We start from the raw sequence: 20,157 nt of genomic DNA on the forward strand, positions 1-20,157 counted from the left end.
CTACGGCAGTGTGTCAGCCGTCGGTGCGGGCGGTGAGGCGGACGGTGCGGGGTCGGAGACGTCCGGGACTGCGGCCGTGTCCGTCGGGTCGACGGTGGGGTCTACCGGCAGGTCGGGGACCTCGGGGCTTCGGGGCGTCCAGAGTGCGCCGGGCGCCTGCGGGGCCTTCGGTGTGCGGGGAGTACCGGCAGTCGACGCTGAGGTGGCGGAGGCTTTCGCGTGGGTTGCCGGGTGGGGGTTTGGGAGGGTTTACGGCTGTCTGGGCGTGGCTACGGCAGTGTGTCAGCCGTCGGTGCGGGCAGCGAGGCGGACGGTACGGCGGCGGAGACGTCCGGGACCGTGGCCGTGTCCGTCGGGTCGACGGAGGGCGCCACCGGCAGGTCGGGGACCTCGGGCAGATCCGGCACGCCGGGGACGTCCGGCACCTCGGGGGTCAGCGGGACGTCCGGTGCGGACAGCACCGGCAGCGGGGACACCGGGACCTCCGGGACGGCCGGCACTTCCGGCAGTGACGGCACGGACAGCGGCAGGAACGATTCCCCCGCCGGGGAGTCGGCGGCTTTCCCCTCGTCTGTGGCAGTGGGCGTGTTCCCCTGAGGCGTCCGGCCCGCACCACTGCCGTCGGGCCGCAGCGCCTCCGCGCCGCCCGGCGTGGCGACGGCGGGCCGGGGCGCCGTACCGCCTCCGTCGCCGCTCCCGTCGAGGGCGTACGGCAGCACGAAGCCCGCCACCGCCAGGGTCGCCGCCGTCGAGGCCACGGCCACTGCGTGCACCTTGCCGCCGCCGCGCGCCCGGCCCCACCCGATGAGGAACAGCGCGAACCCGAGCGTGGCGGCCAGCGACTGCCGCAGCGTCCGCCGCGCCCGGGCCAGCAACGACTCGACGGTCCGGTAACTGAGCCCCATCCGGACGGCGACCTGCCCGACGTCCAGGTCCTCCGACTTCAGCCGCAGCGCCTCGGCCTGCCGTGCGGGCAGCTCACCACTGCGCACCGCCAGCCACTTCGCCTCGGCCCGGTCGCACACGGCCTCCTCGACGGGGACGGGGCCGGGGGCGATGAGGGTCGGGCTCGTGCGCACCTGGGCCTCGCGGTTGACCTGCCGGTAGCGGTCGACGCACAGCCGCATCGTGACCGTCGTCAGCCACGCCGCGAGCCGCTCGTCGTCCAGGTCGGGGCGCTCGGCGGCACGCAGCATCGCCTCGTGCACCGCGTCCTCGGCGTCCTCCGCACTCATCGACCTGCGCCGGGCCACCTTGAGCAACTGCTCACGGTGGCTCCACATGCGCCGCCACCGTTCGTCGGCGGCGTCCAGCTCCGCAGGTGTCTCTGCGGGCATGTCCGCAGGCATGTCCGTCGCCATGAGGGCCCCTTCGCGCTCACCCACCGGCGTGGTTCCGTCCGGCGGTGGGCGACATTACCGCCGAGTATCGGCGGTTGTGGAGGGGGTGGCGGTCATCGAGTCCGCGCTGTTACTGGTGAGTGAGGGTGCCGTCGGACAGCAGGTCGTCGTCGGGGAGCTCGATGTCCGGGGTGGGGAGGGGGAGTTGCGGAGTCTCGGTCTCCTCGGGTTCGGCGGCCGGGCGGGACGGAGTGGGGGTCGGTGATGCGGGGCGCGACGACGGCGGGCGGGGCGGGGTGGCGCTCGGACGGGCGGAGGGGGGTGTCGGCGAGGCCTCCTTCGGCTTGGCCGGGGACCGTGACGGCTCGGGGCGTTCCGCGGCGGCGGCAGAGCTGTCCGGGACGACCCTGTGCCCGTCCAGGTAGTACGCGTACCAGGCCCTGACCGTGCGCAGATAGGCCGCCGAGTGGTTGTAGCCGAGGATCGCCCGGTCCAGCTCGGCCGGGACGGACAGGTCCCGGCCGCCCGCGCACAGGTAGCGCCCGGCGGCGAGGGCCGCGTCGAAGACGTTGTTCGGGTCGCTGCGCCCGTCACCGTTGCCGTCCGCGCCCCAGCGGGCCCAGGTCGACGGGATGAACTGCATCGGCCCGACCGCGCGGTCGTACGCCGCGTCCCCGTCGTGGGCGCCGCCGTCGGTGTCCCGGATCAGCGCGAAGGCCACGCCGTCCAGCCGCGGACCGAGGATCGGCGTCACGGTCGTACCGTCCGACGTCACCCGGCCACCCCGGGCCTGCCCGGACTCCACCTGCCCGATCGACGCCAGCAACTGCCACCGCAGCCGGCAGCCGGGCGCCTCGCGCGACAGTCGCTCCTCCGCCCGCCGGTACGCGGCGAACACGCTCGCCGGCAGCGCGGCGGCCGTCTCCGCCGGAGCCTGCGCCTTGTCGCCGTCGCGCTCTTTGGCCCGCAGCGGCGGCAGCTCGGTGCGGTACGGGGCGTCGCCCGAGACGCTCGGGCCGTGCTCGGCGGGCGTCTGCCCCGGTGCCGGCGCCGAGGCGCGTGCCGGGACCGCTCCCGGTGCCTGTGAGGCGGTGAGCGCGACCATCGCCGCCACCGCGGCCGCCGTTCCCCTGACCCGTCTGCCCCTGTCCCCTGCCACGTCCTGATCCCCTCCCTGTGCACTGCTGTCGTCTGCTCTACGTGCCAGGGAGGCGGGTCCGTCGCGGGGTTTGCGCACGTGCGCTAAGGCGGTCGGCGCACCCCGCTCAGCGCCTCCTCCGCCCGCTGGTCGACGATGTGGGTGACCAGGTGCTGGGCCGCTCCGAACACGACCGCCCAGCCGAGGATCTGCGCGGAGCTGTCGAGGTCGCTCAGGCCGGGTACGAAAGCCCCCTTGATGAGCACGATTCCGGCCACCGCGGACAGCGCGCCCACGGGGAACTTCAGCACAGCCGTGGCGAGCGGCAGGCGGAACTTGTACTGCGTGGCCTGGTCCACGTGGAGGTGGTGCACCGCCGCGACCACCGTCAGGGCCGCTCCGATGAGCCCCGCGCACTCCACGGTCAGCACGTCCATCGGGTCGGAGTATGTGCCGGTGACGACATCCGCGCCGGCGGGGGTTTGGGCCGTCGGAGGCGGGCCGTCCACCTTGTGTTCGCCGGTGGGGCAGACGACCCGGTTTCCGGGTGGCTGCGGGCGGAAGCACAGATCCAGGGACTGCTTGTCCAAGTAGCCCCACAGAGCCAGCGCGACAAGCGCCAGCGTCGCCGCCCCCGTGACGATCCAGAGCAGGTCCGCAAGGACACGCACCCGCCGGTACTTGCCGCCCACGGCCGCGTAGGCGAAGCCGAGGGCCCTGACCAGTGCGCTCCGCTGCCGGTCAGTCAGCGGCCCGTCGCGGGCCACGACGCTCTCGGCGATCTCCTCGACGGCCTGCCGCTGGGGGCTGTCCTCCGCCAGATGGCGACGCACGATGCCCAGGACTTCGGGGGCTCTCGCACGCACTTCGTCGTCGGAAGCGAGGGAGAGCAGATCAGTCTCGGCGGCGCGGATGTTGGACCAGGCGCGTTCGAGGGTGCCGGATCTGGGCCGGAACCGCGATGCGTTCAGGCACGCTTCCTCGGCTTGCTGGAGATGCCGCTCGACTCCTTCGAGCACGGCCTGCCGTCGGCCGTCGGCGTCGTCCACGGCACGGTGTCTCTCCTTCGCGAGCTGAGTTCTCATCCGGGAGATGACCGTCAGAGGCAGCTCGCGCCACGACGCGAGATTGGCTCTGCCGCCGGAGCGGGGAGACGGGGGCACCACGAAGAAGCGCCGGGCCTTCCCCGTGTCCCACATCCGGGCCTCCCTGACCTCCCTCGTGAACTCCAGTACGACACGACCGCGGCCCACACCACCAGGCAACCTGCTCCCCATGGGTGAAAGCTCTGACCGCCCACCCGACTCCCGCCCAGCCAGGTACATCACCGATCCGGGCTATCCCCGGAGGCCGGAGCCCCGGGCTTCCTCTAGGCAGGAGAGGTGGACCCCGGTGCTTGGAGGCAAGGCGTGGACGACAACCGCAGACTCCCCATCGTCTACGTGCGGGGCTACGCCGGCGGAACGAGTGGGATCAACAAGGCCGTGGACGACCCCTTCTACGGCTTCAACGAGGGCTCCGTGCACGTCCGTGTCGGCGCGCACAACCAGCCGCGCTTCCACCAGTTCGAGAGCCCGCTGCTGCGCCTGCTGCGGGAGGAGGGCTACGAGCTGCTCGTGAAGGGGAATCAGGAGACCTATCTCTCCGAACACGCCGAGATCCCCGCCAACTCCATCTGGGTCCACCGCTTCTACGACCGCTCGGCGACGACGTGGGGCGGCGAGCCCCAGGAGTACGTGCTGGAGCACGCCGCCGCCGACCTGCTCGACCTGGTCGACCGGCTGCGCGAGAAGTCCGGCGCGCCCGCCGTGATCCTCGTGGCCCACTCGATGGGCGGCCTGATCTGCCGCTGCCTGCTGCAGAAGGTCCTGCCGGACCGGGGGCGGGACGCCGACTGCGTCGCGAAGTTCTTCACCTACGGCACCCCGCACGGCGGCATCACCTTCGACGTCGGGGGCGGATGGGTGGAGCGGGCCAGGGACGCGCTCGGCATGCATGGCTCCGACATCTTCGGCCCCCGGCGGATGTACGAGTACCTCACCCCGCAGGCCGACCTGGACCCCGACGGCCCGCCCGACGGCTGGGACGCCCGGGTCATGCCCCAGGGCCCGGGGAAGCTGCCCGTCGAGCGGGTCTTCTGCCTGGTGGGCACCGACCCGGCCGACTACGACGTCGCCTTCGGGCTGTCCTCGGCCGCCGTCGGCCCGCACAGCGACGGGCTCGTGCAGATCGAGCGGGCGTACGTCCCGGGCGCGCACCGGTCCTTCGTGCACCGCAGCCACAGTGGGCGCTACGGCATGGTCAACTCCGAGGAGGGCTACCAGAACCTGCGGCGCTTCCTGTTCGGGGACACCCGCATCGAGGCGTCGCTCGTCGACTACCGGCTGCCCGACGACGACGATCTCGTGTGGCAGGCCGAGGCCACGCTGTCGGTGCGCGGGCTGCCCGTGGTGATGCACGAGCGGCTCGCGGCCCACTGGTGCCCGATCCAGCTCGATTCCGCCAAGGACGGGCCCGGGGCGTCGGTGTCGCTGGCGACCACCTTCCTCAACAGCGGCCTGCGCCAGTCCACGGACGAGCCCATGCGGTTCATGCTCGACCTGCGGCTCATCTCCCTGCGGGAACGGCGCGGCATCCTCAGCTTCCGCGACCACCTGGAGCAGGGCGCCGACTTCGCCGACACCCTCGTCATCGACGTGGGCACCCCTCAGGCCGGCCCCGGCATCTGGGCCGCCTGGAACTCGGAGATCGAAGGCGCCATCCGCGATCACCGCGTCGCCGGAGCACCCCGCTCCGACGAGGACCCTGCCCCCGGCCGCTGGGTCGCGCACATCGCGCTGCCCGAGACCACGGCCCGGCTCGTCGGCGCAGAGGCGAGGATCCGGCTCGTCGCCACGCCCTGGACGTGAAGGCCGCCCAACTTGGCTTCACCGGCGCTTACTTGCCCCGGACAACCCGCAGGTAAAGTGGCCGTATGCCGAAGCCGCCGTCGACCGACGCGGTACCGGACGTCCCTCTCGTCCTCGGCGATCCCCGCACCTGCGAGCCGCTCTCCGCGCTGCTGGGGCTCGCCGGATACCGCACCGTCGCGGTGGTCAGCGGCACCGAGGCCACCGTTCTGCTCGCCGAGCGCCGGTTCGATCTGGTCATCCTCGATGTGACGCTGCGCGACACCGCGGCGCTCCGGCACAGTCGCCGTCTCCTCGCCCCCGACCGGCCGGCGGTCCTGCTGCTCACCGGGACCGGCGAGTTCCTCGGCAGCCTCCCCGGCGGCGACCCCGGCGCGGACGGGCAACCGGGCGGGAGCCAGGGCCGAGTGGCCGAAGTCCTCGCCAGGGCACGCCAGTTGGTGAGGGGCGGGGAGCCCACCGGATGGGACGGCGCGCTGCGCTACGGCGACCTCGTCCTCGACGACGTCACCTGCCGGGCCCGCCGCGGGGTCGTCGTGGACGGGCTGGATGCGCCGCAGGGGCTCGCGGTACTGGGCGACGAGCTGTTCACGGTGGAGACCGGGCGGCGCAGGCTGCGGGCGGTGTCCCTGTCGACGGGGGAGAGCCGTATCGACACGGGGGCCTGCCGGTCGGGGCACCGCCAGGGGTGGTCCCGCGAGCGGAACCTGCTCTCTTTGCCAACGGGATGCCAGGCATGGCCCGTCGGTTTGCGGGGTTGGCGGAGACACCGGACGGCGAGCTGCTGCTGTCGGCGAACGGGGAGGGGACGGTGTTGCGGTTGAAGCCGAGACTGTGAGTGCCGCGACAGGTCGTAGGTCGGCTGCGGCACCATCGTGGCTGGTCGCGCAGTTCCCCGCGCCCCTTTGGGCGCTGGCGAACCGGACCCGATTTGCTCAGCCTCCGTAACGGGCCCCCTACTCCCCGAACAAGGACTCCTGCCCCTCGAACCCGGCCGCTCCCTCGTCCTTCTCCGGCTTGTCCAGCCTCCGGTTCCGCGCGCCCACCACCAGCGCCGTCGCGGCGGCCGTCGCCGCGAGGGCCGTCGGCACCATCCAGCCGCGGTCGAGGACATGGCCGAGCGCGTGGTCGAGGGAGAGACGGCCGGGGCCCGCGACCGCGAGGCCGGCCGCGGCGAGGCCGAGGGTGGCCGCGTACTCGAAGCCGCCCTCCTGGTTGAAGAAGCCGTTCGGGGCGTGCACCGTGGCCGCGCCCGCCATCCCGCCGGCCGCCGCCGCACCCGCCGCCGGGGTCGCAAGACCCAGCGCCAGCAGCGTGCCGCCGCCGGTCTCCGCGAGGCCCGCCGCCACCGCGCTGGCCTTGCCCGGCTTGTAGCCGACCGACTCCATGAACTGGCCGGTCCCCTGGATGCCGTGCCCGCCGAACCAGCCGAACAGCTTCTGCGCGCCGTGCGCGGCCAGCACCCCGCCGGCACCCAGCCGGAGCAACAGCAGGCCCAGATCACGTCGGTCGTAAGTGCTCACAGTGCCTCCCGGACAGAGAGCAGGAACGGACAGCGGTTCATACCGCAGGAACAGATCCCCTCCCGCGTATCCACCGTCGCACCGACGACACCCGCCCGGCCTCCCGTCGCCGCCGTTCGGGTGGCGGGCCGCCGAGGCCGGTGTGACGCTGACCGGTATGACGATTCAGACGTCCAAACTCAGCGACCCCGCCGTCCGCGCCTTCGTCACCGCCGTCAACGCCCATGACCGCGAGGGCTTCCTGAGCATCCTCGCGCCCGGCGCGACCATGGCCGACGACGGCACCGACCGCGACCTCGCCGACTGGATCGAGAGCGAGATCTTCTCCTCCAACGGCCACATGGAGGTCGACAACGAGTCGAACCACGGCCGCGACCTCCTCGCGAGCTACCGCAACGACACCTGGGGCGAGATGCGCACCCGGTGGCACTTCGAGGTCGAGGACGACGGCAGGATCTCCCGCTTCGAGACCGGTCAGGCGTAATCGCTTTCAGGAAGTTCACTCAAAGGCTTGCCTTCGTGTGCACTCCAACCCCTAACGTCCCACCTCATGGAGACCAAGAGGACTTTGGGGCGGACCGGCATCGAGGTAAGCGCTCTCGGCTTCGGCTGCTGGGCCATCGGCGGTGAGTGGCAGGCGGCGGACGGGCAGCCGCTCGGCTGGGGCAAGGTCGACGACGAGGAGTCGATACGGGCGATCCGGCGCGCCCTCGACCTGGGCATCACCTTCTTCGACACCGCTGACACCTACGGCGCCGGCCACAGCGAACGCGTCCTCGGCCGCGCCCTCGGCAAGCGCCGCGCCGATGTCGTCGTCGCCACCAAGTGGGGCAACGTCTTCGACGAGGAGACCCGCACCCTCACCGGCGCCGACGACTCCCCGCAGTACGTCCGCCGGGCGCTGACCGCCTCGCTGAAGCGGCTGGACACCGACCACGTCGACCTCTACCAGCTGCACCTGTCCGACGCCGCCCCGGAACGCGCCGCCGAACTCCGTGACATGTGCGAGGAGTTGGTGCGCGAGGGGCTCATCCGGGCCTACGCATGGAGCACCGACGACCCGGCCCGCGCCGCCGTCTTCGCGCAAGGGGGGCACTGTGCGGCCGTACAGCACATGGCCAATGTGCTCCAGGACGCGCCGGAGATGTTCGCGCTGTGCGGGGAGCTGGGGCTGGCGAGCATCAACCGCAGTCCGCTGGCGATGGGCCTGCTGACCGGCAAGCGCAGGACCGGGCAGGCCCTGGAGGCGGGGGACATCCGCAGCCGGCCGCCGCAGTGGCTGCAGGGGTTCGAGGACGGGTCGGGCGCGGACCCCGAGTGGGTCGCCCGCGTCGACGCGCTCAAGGACATCCTCACCAGCAACGGCCGCACGCTCGGCCAGGGCGCCCTCGCCTGGCTGTGGGCCCGCAGCCCGCGCACGGTACCGATCCCGGGGTTCCGCTCCGTCGCCCAGGCCGAGCAGAACGCGGGCGCGCTGGAGAAGGGGGCGCTGACGGCGGAGCAGGTGGCCGAGGTCGACCGGATCCTGGGTCGTTGAGCACCGCTGTACCGCTTGTGCGGCAGCCGTTCCACGCACCGGTGCGTACCTCGCGGTCCCGCGCGAAGTCCACCCCCACCCGGTGATCGTGGAACGGCTGCCGCATCCCCCCTCGGTATGGCTTGCGGAAGCTCTCTGCTCCATGTGTGAAGCTCTGGTGCAGATGAAGGTGAGCATATGTCGCTCACCGGCCGCGATGCAGCGGAACTTCACATTCCGGTTGTGCAAGTTGTGGAGGTGACGGAGGTCGCCGGGGCTTTTCAGCCACGCCCCACGTACGGCATCGCCGTCGCCAGCACCGTCGCGAACTGCACGTTCGCCTCCAGCGGCAGCTCCGCCATGTGCCGCACGGTCCGCGCCACGTCGGCGACGTCCATCACGGGCTCGGGCACCACCGAGCCGTCGGCCTGAAGCGCGCCCGTCTGCATACGCGCGGTCATGTCGGTCGCCGCGTTGCCGATGTCGATCTGGCCGACGGCGATGCGGTACGGCCGCCCGTCCAGCGACAGCGACTTGGTCAGGCCGGTCAGCGCGTGCTTGGTGGCCGTGTAGGCGACGGAGTGCGGCCGTGGGGTGTGCGCGGAGATCGAGCCGTTGTTGATGATCCGGCCGCCCTGCGGGTCCTGCTCCTTCATCTGCCGGTACGCAGCCTGCGCGCACAGGAACGCCCCGTTGAGGTTGGTGTCCACCACATGCCGCCAGGCGTCGTACGACAGCTCCTCCACCGGCACCCCGCCCGGCCCGAACGTCCCCGCGTTGTTGAACAGGAGGTCGACCCGCCCGAACCGCTCCACGGTGGCGGTGAACAGGGCCGCCACGTCCTCCTGCCGTGACACGTCCGTCCGTACCGCGAGCGATGCGCTGCCCGGTACCAGCCCCGCCGTCTCCTCCAGCGTCTCGACGCGTCGCCCCGCCAGCGCGACCGACCAGCCCGCGCGCAGCAGTTCCACGGCGACCGCGCGCCCGATGCCGGAGCCCGCGCCGGTCACCACGGCGATCCTCGTGTCCGTTTGCCTGTCATTCATGGGACGGCAGGTTAGGCGAGGGTCCGCCATCCGGAACTCATACGTCCGCCATCCGGGTGTTGTGTACGCGCCAAGCGAGTGTCGTCCCCGGCCACTCCAATGCCTCATGCATCCATCAGGCAGGGGAGGACCGTATGACCATCACACCACACGCGCCCCAGCACGCCCCCGAACTACGCGCCGCCGCCCGCCATATCGGCCGCCGCCATTTCCTGACCCTCACCGGCGCGGCCGCCGCGCTGGCCTTCGCCGTGAACCTGCCCACCGCGGGCGTCGCGAGCGCCGCGGAGCTCGACGCCCGACGGATCGACGACGACCCCTTCACCCTCGGCGTCGCCTCCGGTGACCCGCTGCCCGGCTCCGTCGTCCTGTGGACCCGCCTCGCCCCCGCCCCGTACCAGCCCGACGGCGGACTGCCCGCCGAACGGGTCACCGTCCACTGGGAGCTCGCGCACGACGAGAAGTTCAGCCGGATCGCCAGACGGGGCACCGCCACCGCGCACCCCGAGTTCCACCACACGGTCCACGTCGAGGTCGACCAGCTCGGCGCGGACCGCGTCTTCTACTACCGCTTCCGCACCGGCAGCTGGATCAGCCCGACGGGCCGCACCCGCACCGCCCCGGCCGCGAACGCCTCGACGAGCTCGCTGACCCTCGCGGCCGTCTCCTGCCAGGCGTACACCGACGGCTACTACACGTCGTACCGCCATCTCGCCGAGGACGACGTGGACGTCGTCTTCCACCTCGGCGACTACCTGTACGAGTACGCCGTCAACTCCGTCGGTGGCTACCGCAACTACACCGACCGCACGCTCCCCACCCTCTTCAACCGCGAGACGGTGACCCTGGAGGACTACCGCCTGCGCTACGCCCTCTACAAGACCGACCCCGACCTCAGGGCCGCACACGCCGCGCACCCCTTCGTCGTCACCTGGGACGACCACGAGACCGAGAACAACTACGCCGACGACACCCCCGAGAACAACGTCCCGCCGGAGGAGTTCCTGCTGCGCCGGGCCTCCGCCTACCGCGCCTACTGGGAGAACCAGCCCCTGCGCAGCCCCCAGCAGCCCACGGGCTCCGACATGCGGCTCTACCGGCGCCTCCAATGGGGTCGGCTCGCCCAGTTCGACGTGCTGGACACCCGGCAGTACCGCTCCAACCAGGCGTACGGCGACGGCGCCCAGATCCCCGGACCGGACGTCGACGACCCGGCGCGCACGATGACCGGCGAGACCCAGGAGCGCTGGCTGCTCGACGGGTGGCGCGAGTCGACGGCGCTGTGGAACGTCGTACCGCAGCAGGTCACCTTCTCCCAGCGCAAGTTCGACCTCACCACGCCGTCCCGGGTGTCGATGGACGCCTGGGACGGCTACCGCGCCTCCCGGCGCCGGGTGCTGGACGGGGCGAAGGCCGCCGGCATCGAGAACCTGATGGTGCTCACCGGGGACGTGCACGTCGGCTACTGCTTCGACATCAAGGACGACTTCGACGACCCCGACTCCGCCACCCTCGGCACGGAGATCGTGGCCACGTCCGTCGCGAGCGGCCGGGACGGCATCGACAAGCCCGCCAACTGGGACACGTACATGCAGGCCAACCCGCACATGAGGTTCTACAACGGACGCCGCGGCTATGTGACCGTCGCGCTGGAGGAGGACCAGGCGCGGGCCGACTTCAAGACGGTGCCGTACGTGACCAGGCCCGGGGCGCCGGTCACGACGGCCGCGTCCTTCGTCACCGAGGCCGGGGAGCCGGGGCTCAAGCAGGCGTGAGCTCGTGCGCGGGGTCCTCTTCGGGGGCCTCGCCCGGGTAGCGGACGCCGACGCGGTCCCGGATCGCGTCGAGCGTCCGCATCACGGCCAGCGTGCCGTCCAGCGGGACCAGCGGGGACTCCGTCTCACCGGCGCGCAGGGCCCGCATCACCTCGGCGGCCTCGTGCCGCAGGCTGTTGCGGGGCCCGTCCGCCGGGTCGGCCGTGAACTCCTCGGGTTCACGGCCGTCGCGGTGCACGACGAAGCGGTCCGGGAAGAAGAAGCCGGACGGCACGTCGATACGGCCCTGCGAGCCGGTGACGGAGGCGGACGTCGCCGTACCGCCGACGATGGAGCAGTGCACCGAGGCCATCGCGCCGCCGTCCCAGGAAAGCAGGGCTCCCGTCTGCAGGTCGACGCCCTCCGCGGACAGCGTCGCGCGCGCCGCGACGTCCGACGGCTCCCCGAGCAGCAGCTGGGCGAAGGACACCGGGTACACGCCCAGGTCCAGCAGGGCGCCGCCGCCCTGCGCCGGGTCGCGCAGGCGGTGCGCGGGCGGGAAGGGGCCGGCCAGCCCGAAGTCGGCCTGGACATGGCGTACTTCGCCGATCGCGCCGTCGTCCACCAGGGCCTTGAGCCGCCGGACCAGGGGATTGCAGTACATCCACATCGCTTCCATCAGGAAGCTCCCGCGCGCCTGCGCCAGGGCGACCAGTTCCTCGGCCTCCCGCGCGTTCAGCGTGAACGCCTTCTCGCACAGCACGTTCCGCCCGGCCTCCAGGCACAGGCCCGCGGCCGCGCGGTGCGCCGAGTGCGGGGTGGCGACGTACACGACATCGATGTCGCCGTCCTGGGCGAGCGCGGCCCAGTCGCCGTACGCCCGCGGTATCCCGAACCGCTCCGCGAACGCGTCCGCGGAGGCCTGGCTGCGCGAGGCCACCGCGACCACCTCGGCGTCGGGCAGGTCGACCAGGTCCGCCGTGAGCGCGGCCGCGATCCCGCCGGTCGCCAGGATCCCCCACCGCACGCTGCGTTCCGCCACCGCGGCCCCACCCCTCGCTCATGTCAGCACATGTGACGCTCGGCACTCTGTACGAGCTGAGAGCATAGAGGGCGGATCACTCGGAGAGGGAGGGGCGCATGGGCGACCGTGGGGGGCCGGCACAGGACGTGCCGCAGCCGGCCATACCGCAGCCGGCGATACCGGAGAAAGTCACTCCGAAGCCGGCGACTTCGAAGACAGCCACCCCGAAGGCAGCGCAACCGCCCACCCGCTCCCTCCGCCGCACCGGCCTCCTCGTCACCCTCGTCCTGGGCGGCCTCACCGCCACGCCCCCGCTGTCGATGGACATGTACCTCCCGGCGCTCCCGGAGGTCACCCGCTCCCTGCACGCGCCCGCCGCGACCGTCCAGCTCACGCTCACCGCCTGCCTGGCCGGCATGGCACTCGGGCAGCTGGTGGTCGGCCCGATGAGCGACCGATGGGGCCGCAGACGCCCGCTCCTGGCCGGCCTCGTCGTCTACGTCGTCGCCACGGCGCTCTGCGCGCTCGCGCCCACCGTCGAGTTCCTGGTCGCCTTCCGGTTGGCGCAGGGCCTCGCGGGCGCGGCGGCGATCGTGATCGCGCGGGCGGTCGTACGCGACCTCTACGACGGTGTGGCCATGGCCCGCTTCTTCTCGACCCTCATGCTGATCTCCGGGGTCGCCCCGATCGTGGCGCCGCTCATCGGCGGGCAGATCCTGCGGGTGACGGACTGGCGGGGCGTGTTCGTCGTGCTCACGGTCGTCGGGTTGCTGCTCGCCGGGCTCGTCTGGCGGAAGCTCCCCGAGACACTCGCGCCGGCCGACCGGCACGGCGGTGGGGTCGGCGAGGCCCTGCGCGCCATGCGCGGTCTGCTCGCCGACGGTGCCTTCGCCGGGTACATGCTGGCCGGCGGGTTCGCCTTCGCCGCGCTGTTCGCGTACATATCGGCGTCGCCGTTCGTGATCCAGGAGATCTACGGGGCCTCGCCGCAGACCTTCAGCCTGCTGTTCGGGCTCAACTCGGTCGGGCTGGTGGTCGTCGGCCAGATCAACGGCAAGCTGCTGGTGGGGCGGGTCAGCCTGGACCGGGTGCTGGGCGCGGGCCTGGCCGTGGTGATCCTCGCGGCGACGGCGCTGCTGCTGATGTCCGTCGGCGTCTTCGGCGAGGTCGGACTGGCGCCGGTCGCCGCGGCGCTGTTCGTCCTGATGTCCGCGATGGGGGTGACGCTCCCCAACGCCCAGTCCCTGGCCCTGCTGCGCACCAAGCACGCCGCCGGATCCGCCTCCGCGCTCCTCGGTACGTCCTCCTTCCTCGTCGGCGCGATCGCCTCGCCGCTCGTGGGCATCGCCGGGGAGGACACCGCCGTCCCGATGGCCGTCGTCCAACTGGCGGCAGCACTGGTGGCGCTGGCGTGCTTCATGGGAATGTGCCGTCCTTGGAACAGACGTACGGATGGACGTGCGGATGGCCGTGTGGATGGACGTGTGGGTGCGGAGGGAGCAGACAGCTGAGCGCGCCGAGACTGCGCGGGGACACGCCGGAAAGGGCCGGACTCGACCCCGAGGAGATCCGTCATCTCGTCCGTGAGGTCCACGACCTCACCACCGGCTCCCGCCCCTGGGCGGCCGGAGCGGTGCTGCTCGTCGGGCGGGGGCCGTACGTCGCCGTCGAGGAGGCGGCGGGCTGGGCGGTGAGGTACGCGTCCTACGACGAGGAGTCGGACGAGGGGGTGGAGCTGCCGGCCGACTCACGCGTCCCGATGACCACGGCCACGCCCTTCGATCTGGCCTCTCTCACCAAGCTCTTCACCTCGGTGGCCGCGGTGCAGCAGATCGAGCGGGGCACGCTCGGCATCGACGCGCGGGTCGGGGCGTATCTGCCGGACTTCCGGGCGGCCGCCCGGCACGGCATCACCGTGCGCCAGCTGCTCACCCACACGTCGGGGCTGCGGCCCGAACTGCCGCTGTACGACTGTGCGGACGACGCGGAGCGCCTCGAGCGGCTGCGTGCGGAACCGCCGATCGGCGTGCCCGGCACGTACTGTTACTCGGACCTGAACCTCCTGCTGTTGCAGCACGTCCTGGAACGCATCACGAACCGCGCGCTCGACGTCCTGATCCACGACGGCATCACCCGTCCCCTCGGCATGACCGCGACCCGCTTCGGCCCCTGCCCCGATGCGGCGGCGACCGAGGACCAGCGGCGTCCCTGGGCCAAGGCGGACCGGGGGATGCTGCGGGGTGTCGTCCACGACGAGAACGCGTGGGCGCTGGGCGGGGTGGCGGGCCATGCGGGCCTGTTCTCCACGGCCCGGGACCTGGCGGTCTTCTCCCGCGCCCTGCTCTCCGGCGGCGCGTACGGCCCCGCCCGCATCCTCGGCCCCGACTTCGTGGAACTGCTCCTGACCCCGCCCGGACTTGGCTTCGCGGTCGACCAGCCGTGGTTCATGGGAGAGCTGGCGGGGCGGGGAGCGGCGGGACACACCGGTTTCACGGGGACGTCCCTCGTGGTGGATCCGGCGACGGACACGTTCCTGGTGCTGCTGGCGAACACGGTGCATCCGCGCAGACGCGGGGCGGACAACGGGCCGAGGGCACGGGCGGGGACGCGGGTGGCACGGGCGGTGCGGGGCCTGTAGCAAGGCCGCAGAGAGTTTTCGCGTCAAGAGGCTGGACTTGAGGTACTCAGCCCGTCCGGCGTTTGAGGACGAGCCCGCCGCCGTCCCAAGCCCCCACCCACCCGCAGTGGGCGGCCACCTCTCGACGCAGGCCCAGGCAATTCAGCCCGTCCGGCGTTTGAGGACGAGGCCCCTTCAGGGCCGAAGCGGGGGTCTGGGGGCCGCAGGCCCCCAGGGACCGGGGTCGAAGGGGCAGCGCCCCTGGGGACGGGACGGGGAGGGGCGGCGGGGGCGAGGAGCTGTGAGGCCTGCGCACGCGCCTCGTAGAATCGGCGAGTGAACGCCCCCGCATCCCCGGCAGACGCCCTCCGCAGCAGTCTCGCCACCCTCCTCGACGGCCTCCCACCCCGCCAGGCCGCCCAGGCCGTCGACCGGCTGATCGCCAGCTACCGGGGCGCCACCCCCACCGACGCCCCGATCCTCCGCGACCGCGCCGACGTGGCCGCCTACGCCGCCTACCGGATGCCCGCCACGTTCGAGGCCGTCCACGCGGCACTGGAGGCGCTCGCGGCGGCCGTACCGAAGTGGACCCCCGCCACCCACACCGACGTCGGCGGTGGAACAGGCGCCGCGACCTGGGCCGTCACCGCCACCTGGCCAGGCGAGCGCAGCGTCACCGTGCTGGACTGGGCCGAGCCCGCCCTGGCGATCGGCAAGGAGATCGCCGTAGCCAACCCCGCACTGGCGAACGCCCGTTGGCACCGCGCCCGGATCGGCTCGGCGCTCACCCTCGACCCCACCGACCTCGTCACCGTCTCCTACGTCCTCAACGAGCTCACCGCCCCGGACCGCACCGCCCTCCTCGACACCGTCGCGTCCGCCGCCCAGACCGTCGTGATCGTCGAGCCCGGCACCCCGGACGGCTACACCCGCGTCATCGAGGCCCGCGACCACCTGATCACCGCAGGCTTCCGCATCGCCGCCCCCTGCCCGCACAGCGCCGCCTGCCCCATCGCCCCCGGCACGGACTGGTGCCACTTCTCGGCCCGCGTCAGCCGTTCCTCCCTGCACCGCCAGATCAAGGGCGGCTCCCTCGCCTACGAGGACGAGAAGTTCAGCTACGTCGCCGCCACCCGCCTCCCGGCCGCCCCGGCCCCCGCCCGCATCGTCCGCAAACCCCAGATCCGCAAGGGCCAGGTCCTCCTCGACCTGTGCGAGACGGAACCCTCCCTGCGCCGCACCACGGTCACCAAACGCCACGGCGACCTCTACAAGGCGGCCCGCGACGCGGACTGGGGCGACGCCTGGCCCCCGGCCGAGGACCAGTAAACCCAGGAAACCCAGGAAACCCAGGAGATCCAGGAAGCCCAGGAATCCCGGCCCACTTAGGCAACCCAGGAGCTGCTGACCGCTTCAGTACAGCCGGCGCGCGCTGTCACGACGACTCGTCGGATATCGGCCCGTCCTGTGGTTTCTCCTGGAGTCGTTCCTCCTGGAGCCTGCGCAACAGCTCCTTCTTCTGGGTCTGGGCGTCGGTCCCGCCGCCGATCCGGCCGCTCCGCCCACCGCCGCGCAGCGCCTTGCGGCAGAGGTTCCGTCGCGTCCCGCCGACTCCCAGCATGTTTCCGGCTCCGCTTCGGGTCATGAGTGTCGCTCCTTTCATCCCGACAAACAACGAGACGTATCGTCTCGCGTTCGCTCCCTCAGGGTCCGGCGAGACGCTCCGTCTTGTCAACCTGATAAATTCGGACCATGGCAGCCCAGAAGTCCGCCCCCAACGCCACCCGCCGCAGCGAGAAGTCCCGCCGGGCCATCTACGACGCCGCCCTCGCCCTCGTCGCCGAGGTCGGCTACCCCAGGACCACCGTCGAGGGCATCGCCGCCCGTGCCGGCGTCGGCAAGCAGACGATCTACCGGTGGTGGCCGTCCAAGGCCGAGGTGCTGATGGAGGCGTTCCTCGACCTCGGGGAGCAGGCCGCGCAGGAAGCCGGGCAGGAGCCGTACGTCATCCCGGACACCGGAGACCTCGCGGCCGATCTGAAGGCCGTACTGCGTCTCACCGTCGACCAGATGAAGGACCCCCGCTTCGAGGCCCCGGCCCGCGCCCTCGCCGCCGAGGGCCTGGTCAACGAGCCGCTCGGCCGGGAGTACGTGGCCAAGCTCCTCGAACCCTCGCTCCAGCTCTACGTCGACCGGCTGCGCGCCGCGCAGGAGGCCGGGGAGGTGCGGCCCGACATCGATCCGCGCATCGCACTCGAACTCTTCGTCTCGCCCCTCGCCCAGCGCTGGCTCCAGCACACGGGGCCGATCTCGTACGACTACACCGACACCCTCGTCGAGTACGCCCTCCACGGCATCGCGGCCCGAAGGGGATAGGTGTGCACGCGTTCGTGCACGGTAGGGGCGTAAATCCCGCCAAAGCAGCCCATTACCCCTGATCAAGGTGCTGTGTATCACCTCGTCCCACCTGGCCCGGTTGTCCGCTACGGCCCCCCGGAGCGCACGATGGTGGGACCATAGGGCATGCTGTTCCGCACGACAGCGAGGCGAGGGGATAGATGAGCGCGGAGTTGGGCGGCCGGACCGGCCTGCAGGGCAAACTCTCCCAGTGGCTGCGTGGACGCCGCCCGAAGGAGGCCGCCTCGGACGAAGGCGGTCGTGAGGCCCTGCTGCTGGCCGCCGCCGGAGCGGGTCTGCCGCTCGCGCCCGCCGCGCACCCCGCCCCCGGCTACCGGTGTTCCTGCGACCGCGTCGGCTGCCCCACACCCGCCCGGCACCCGGTGTCCTTCGCCTGGCAGACGCAGTCCACCACCGACCGCGCCCAGATCGAGCGCTGGGCCCGCCACCAGCCACAGGCCAACTTCATCACCGCCACCGGCATGGTCCACGACGTGCTCGACGTGCCGCTGGAGGCCGGGCGCGAGGCGCTGGAGCGGCTGCTCGGCGCGGGGATCGAGGTCGGACCCGTCGCCGAGAGCGACGACGGACGCCTGCTGTTCTTCACCCTCACCCGCGGCACCCCCGAGGACGAGGACGAGTGGTGGCCCTGTGAGCTGGACTGCCACCCCGAGACCATGGACGAGCACCCGGGACTGCGCTGGCACTGCCGGGGGTCGTACGTCCTCGTACCGCCCGCGCAGTTGCCCGGCGAGGGACAGACGGTGCACTGGGTGCGCGGGCTCGAACACCCGCTGCCCGACCCGCTGAGCCTGCTGGAAGTCCTCACCGACGCCTGCGCCCGCCACGTCGGCGAGGAGCCCGAGCACCACGTCCCGGCGGCCTGGCCCCTGCGCCACTGAGCGCTCCGCGCGGAGAGCCGCGATGTGCCGTCGTTCGGCTGCGGCCGTCGTTCGGCTGCGGCGCCGTCGTGGCTTGTCGCGCCCACGCGGCGGAGCCGCATATTCAATGCAGCCCCGCGCCCCTCAGGGCGTTGCCGAACCGCCCCTTGAAGGCGCCCGCTACTCGCCCTTCGCCGCCGTCAGGCCCTGGATTCGGCCGAGGACGTCCACCTTTCCGGAGCCCTTCTTCGGGGTCAGGGCCGCCTCGTTGGAGACGATCTCCATCGTCAGCGACTGCTTGATCTCGCCTTCGGTCAGCGCCTCCACGGCCGGGTTCGGCGCGGTGAGCGTGGTGCCGGTGTAGGCCGTCTGCTTCTCGAAGTGGTGCGTGGTGAAGAACACCAGCGCGCCACCGTCCGCGGTGCGCAGGGCCAGCGGCGCGTAGTCGCCGTTCGTCATCGGCTCGTCGATGTACTGCCTGACCAGGCCCGGCTTCTTGGCCTCCTTCGCCCGGTCGGCGCGCCACTTGCTGGTGTTCAGGCCGGCCGCGAAGGTGGTCCCGCCGTGCTTGAGGTAGTTCGCGTATTCCTTGCTCAAGTCCGCGGGGGCGACGGCCAGTTCGGTCGAGTTCGCCGGGACGGCCTCGGCCCAGCCGTCCTTGTCCGTCCTGAACCTCGGTACGTCGCCGGGGGCCATCAGCGTCAGATACGTCGCCTCCCACGGCTCGGACAGGCTGTTGCGGCTGAACACGAAGACCCAGCGCGCGCTGCCGCCCTTGTTGGCGGCCGCGTCGGCGACGAACCAGCGCGGCCAGCCCGCCTTCTTCGGGATCGTGAACTTGGCGTCCGACAACTCCAGCGGGGTGTACGACGGATTGCCGCCGGGGCTGGTCGCCTTGCTCGCCTTCAGCCGCGCCTCGAGTATGTCGCTCAGGGCGCCGCTGACGTGATCGGCCTCCAGGGAGATGTCGTAGGCCTTCTCGGCCTTGTTGTACGCGGTAGTGAACTGCTGGAGCGCCTTGGCGGCGTCCGCCTTGGTGGCCGAGGGGAGAATCTCCTTCTCCCCGTGGACCACCACGCATCCGCTCGCCGTCAACGACAAAGCGGTCACCGACGCCGCAATCAGTGCGCTCCGGTCAAGCCTGCGGAGCCTTCGAGGGCCGCGTTCCCTGCTCATCAGGTCCCTTCACCTTCCCCTTCCCGGAGGCGAACCCTACCGGGGCCAGGAAGAGCGCGAGCGTCGGGATCAGGTACAGCAGCCACACCGTGACCTGGAGGACGGTCGGGTCCGGCTGGAAGTTGAAGACACCCTTCAGCAGAGTGCCGTACCAACTGGACGGATCGATGGTGTCGCTGATGTCGAAGGCCCGCGTGTTCAGGCCCGGCAGGAAGCGGGCCTCCTGGAGGTCGTGGAAGCCGTACGCCAGCACACCCGCGGCCACGACGACCAGCATGCCGCCGGTCCAGGTGAAGAACTTGGCCAGGTTGATGCGCAGCGCGCCCCGGTAGAACAGCCAGCCCAGCAACACCGCCGTGGCCAGGCCCAGTCCGGCGCCGATCACCGGGCGCGGGCTGCCGTCACCGGCCGCGCGCACCGACGTCCACACGAACAGGGACGTCTCCAACCCCTCCCGGCCGACGGCGAGGAACGCGGTGGCGACCAGGGCGCCGGTGCCCATCTGCAGGGCCGCGTCCAGCTTGCCGTGCAGCTCGGCCTTGAGGTGCCGGGCGGTGCGCCGCATCCAGAACACCATCCAGGTCACCAGGCCGACCGCGATGAGGGACAGGGAGCCGCCGAGCGCCTCCTGCGCCTCGAACGTCAGCTCCTGGGAGCCGAATTCGAGGGCGCAGCCGAAGCCGAGGGCGAGCGCGACCGCGACGCCGATGCCGATCCAGATCGGCTTCAGCGCGTCCCGCCGGTCCGTCTTGACCAGGTAGGCGATGAGGATGCAGACGACGAGGCTGGCCTCCAGGCCCTCGCGCAGACCGATCAGATAGTTGGAGAACACGGTC

Annotated in this window: 18 protein-coding genes and 1 pseudogene; 10 read left to right on the forward strand and 9 right to left on the reverse strand. The window is 71.9% G+C overall.

What is annotated here, in order from left to right; translation table 11 throughout:
* Positions 1 to 269: 269 nt before the first annotated feature.
* The 3 genes from ACZ7L6_RS19495 to ACZ7L6_RS19505 form a co-directional block, all read right to left on the reverse strand.
* The gene (locus tag ACZ7L6_RS19495; RefSeq protein ID WP_471925411.1) at positions 270 to 1,361 is read right to left on the reverse strand and encodes an RNA polymerase sigma factor; all 1,092 of its coding nucleotides are present in this window, start codon (positions 1,359 to 1,361) and stop codon (positions 270 to 272) included.
* 109 nt (positions 1,362 to 1,470) lie between these two features.
* The gene (locus ACZ7L6_RS19500; protein ID WP_471925413.1) at positions 1,471 to 2,499 is read right to left on the reverse strand and encodes a lytic transglycosylase domain-containing protein; all 1,029 of its coding nucleotides are present in this window, start codon (positions 2,497 to 2,499) and stop codon (positions 1,471 to 1,473) included.
* 83 nt (positions 2,500 to 2,582) lie between these two features.
* Positions 2,583 to 3,527, reverse strand: coding sequence for a hypothetical protein (locus ACZ7L6_RS19505; protein WP_471925415.1), 945 nt, complete (start codon positions 3,525 to 3,527; stop codon positions 2,583 to 2,585).
* 360 nt (positions 3,528 to 3,887) lie between these two features.
* Here ACZ7L6_RS19505 and ACZ7L6_RS19510 point away from each other — a divergent pair, with 360 nt between their 5' ends.
* On the forward strand, positions 3,888 to 5,387 hold the full coding sequence (locus ACZ7L6_RS19510; protein ID WP_471925417.1) for an esterase/lipase family protein: 1,500 nt from the start codon (positions 3,888 to 3,890) through the stop codon (positions 5,385 to 5,387).
* Positions 5,388 to 5,917: 530 nt separating this feature from the next.
* Positions 5,918 to 6,225, forward strand: a pseudogene (locus ACZ7L6_RS19515) (hypothetical protein); the annotation flags it as partial.
* A gap of 118 nt (positions 6,226 to 6,343) precedes the next feature.
* On the opposite strand, the gene ACZ7L6_RS19520 reads toward ACZ7L6_RS19515, so the two are convergent.
* Entirely contained in the window at positions 6,344 to 6,910 is a 567-nt protein-coding gene (locus ACZ7L6_RS19520; RefSeq protein ID WP_471925419.1) for a DoxX family membrane protein, read from the reverse strand.
* A gap of 157 nt (positions 6,911 to 7,067) precedes the next feature.
* On the opposite strand from ACZ7L6_RS19520, the gene ACZ7L6_RS19525 reads away from it, so the two are divergent.
* Both ACZ7L6_RS19525 and ACZ7L6_RS19530 read left to right on the forward strand, forming a co-directional pair.
* On the forward strand, positions 7,068 to 7,394 hold the full coding sequence (locus ACZ7L6_RS19525) for a nuclear transport factor 2 family protein (protein WP_471925421.1): 327 nt from the start codon (positions 7,068 to 7,070) through the stop codon (positions 7,392 to 7,394).
* Between the two features lie 66 nt (positions 7,395 to 7,460).
* Positions 7,461 to 8,447 carry an aldo/keto reductase gene (locus ACZ7L6_RS19530; RefSeq protein WP_471925423.1) on the forward strand — a complete coding sequence of 329 codons (987 nt, stop codon included), beginning with the start codon at positions 7,461 to 7,463 and terminating at the stop codon, positions 8,445 to 8,447.
* Positions 8,448 to 8,707: 260 nt separating this feature from the next.
* Here ACZ7L6_RS19530 and ACZ7L6_RS19535 read toward each other — a convergent pair whose 3' ends face one another.
* Entirely contained in the window at positions 8,708 to 9,472 is a 765-nt protein-coding gene (locus ACZ7L6_RS19535) for an SDR family oxidoreductase (protein ID WP_471925425.1), read from the reverse strand.
* A gap of 134 nt (positions 9,473 to 9,606) precedes the next feature.
* Between ACZ7L6_RS19535 and ACZ7L6_RS19540 the strand changes: the two genes are divergently transcribed.
* Positions 9,607 to 11,247 (forward strand): alkaline phosphatase D family protein, encoded by a 1,641-nt coding sequence (locus ACZ7L6_RS19540; protein WP_471925427.1) that lies wholly within the window; start codon positions 9,607 to 9,609, stop codon positions 11,245 to 11,247.
* Here ACZ7L6_RS19540 and ACZ7L6_RS19545 read toward each other — a convergent pair.
* The gene (locus ACZ7L6_RS19545) at positions 11,234 to 12,268 is read right to left on the reverse strand and encodes a Gfo/Idh/MocA family protein (protein ID WP_471925429.1); all 1,035 of its coding nucleotides are present in this window, start codon (positions 12,266 to 12,268) and stop codon (positions 11,234 to 11,236) included. The two genes, ACZ7L6_RS19540 and ACZ7L6_RS19545, sit on opposite strands and share 14 nt — an antisense overlap.
* Before the next feature lie 98 nt (positions 12,269 to 12,366).
* Between ACZ7L6_RS19545 and ACZ7L6_RS19550 the strand changes: the two genes are divergently transcribed.
* From ACZ7L6_RS19550 to ACZ7L6_RS19560, 3 genes are all read left to right on the forward strand, one after another.
* Positions 12,367 to 13,761: a multidrug effflux MFS transporter gene (locus ACZ7L6_RS19550; protein WP_471925431.1), complete on the forward strand. Its 1,395-nt coding sequence runs from the start codon at positions 12,367 to 12,369 to the stop codon at positions 13,759 to 13,761.
* The gene (locus ACZ7L6_RS19555; RefSeq protein ID WP_471925433.1) at positions 13,686 to 14,888 is read left to right on the forward strand and encodes a serine hydrolase domain-containing protein; all 1,203 of its coding nucleotides are present in this window, start codon (positions 13,686 to 13,688) and stop codon (positions 14,886 to 14,888) included. The genes ACZ7L6_RS19550 and ACZ7L6_RS19555 overlap by 76 nt, the downstream gene beginning before the upstream one ends.
* A 315-nt stretch (positions 14,889 to 15,203) precedes the next feature.
* Positions 15,204 to 16,196: a small ribosomal subunit Rsm22 family protein gene (locus ACZ7L6_RS19560; protein WP_471925435.1), complete on the forward strand. Its 993-nt coding sequence runs from the start codon at positions 15,204 to 15,206 to the stop codon at positions 16,194 to 16,196.
* A gap of 106 nt (positions 16,197 to 16,302) precedes the next feature.
* On the opposite strand, the gene ACZ7L6_RS19565 is transcribed toward ACZ7L6_RS19560, so the two are convergent.
* The gene (locus ACZ7L6_RS19565) at positions 16,303 to 16,512 is read right to left on the reverse strand and encodes a DUF6243 family protein (RefSeq protein ID WP_471925437.1); all 210 of its coding nucleotides are present in this window, start codon (positions 16,510 to 16,512) and stop codon (positions 16,303 to 16,305) included.
* 107 nt (positions 16,513 to 16,619) lie between these two features.
* Here ACZ7L6_RS19565 and ACZ7L6_RS19570 point away from each other — a divergent pair, with 107 nt between their 5' ends.
* Positions 16,620 to 17,243: a TetR/AcrR family transcriptional regulator gene (locus ACZ7L6_RS19570; RefSeq protein WP_471925439.1), complete on the forward strand. Its 624-nt coding sequence runs from the start codon at positions 16,620 to 16,622 to the stop codon at positions 17,241 to 17,243.
* Positions 17,244 to 17,425: 182 nt separating this feature from the next.
* Positions 17,426 to 18,166, forward strand: coding sequence for a bifunctional DNA primase/polymerase (locus ACZ7L6_RS19575; RefSeq protein ID WP_471925441.1), 741 nt, complete (start codon positions 17,426 to 17,428; stop codon positions 18,164 to 18,166).
* Positions 18,167 to 18,325: 159 nt separating this feature from the next.
* On the opposite strand, the gene ACZ7L6_RS19580 is transcribed toward ACZ7L6_RS19575, so the two are convergent.
* Both ACZ7L6_RS19580 and efeU read right to left on the reverse strand, forming a co-directional pair.
* Positions 18,326 to 19,321 carry an SCO2278 family lipoprotein gene (locus ACZ7L6_RS19580; RefSeq protein ID WP_471925443.1) on the reverse strand — a complete coding sequence of 332 codons (996 nt, stop codon included), beginning with the start codon at positions 19,319 to 19,321 and terminating at the stop codon, positions 18,326 to 18,328.
* Positions 19,281 to 20,153, reverse strand: a complete 873-nt coding sequence (gene efeU / locus ACZ7L6_RS19585) for an iron uptake transporter permease EfeU (RefSeq protein WP_471925445.1) — start codon at positions 20,151 to 20,153, stop codon at positions 19,281 to 19,283. Before efeU ends, ACZ7L6_RS19580 begins: the two co-directional genes overlap by 41 nt.
* Positions 20,154 to 20,157: the final 4 nt, after the last annotated feature.

The organism is Streptomyces sp. NPDC107522 (assembly GCF_055657525.1).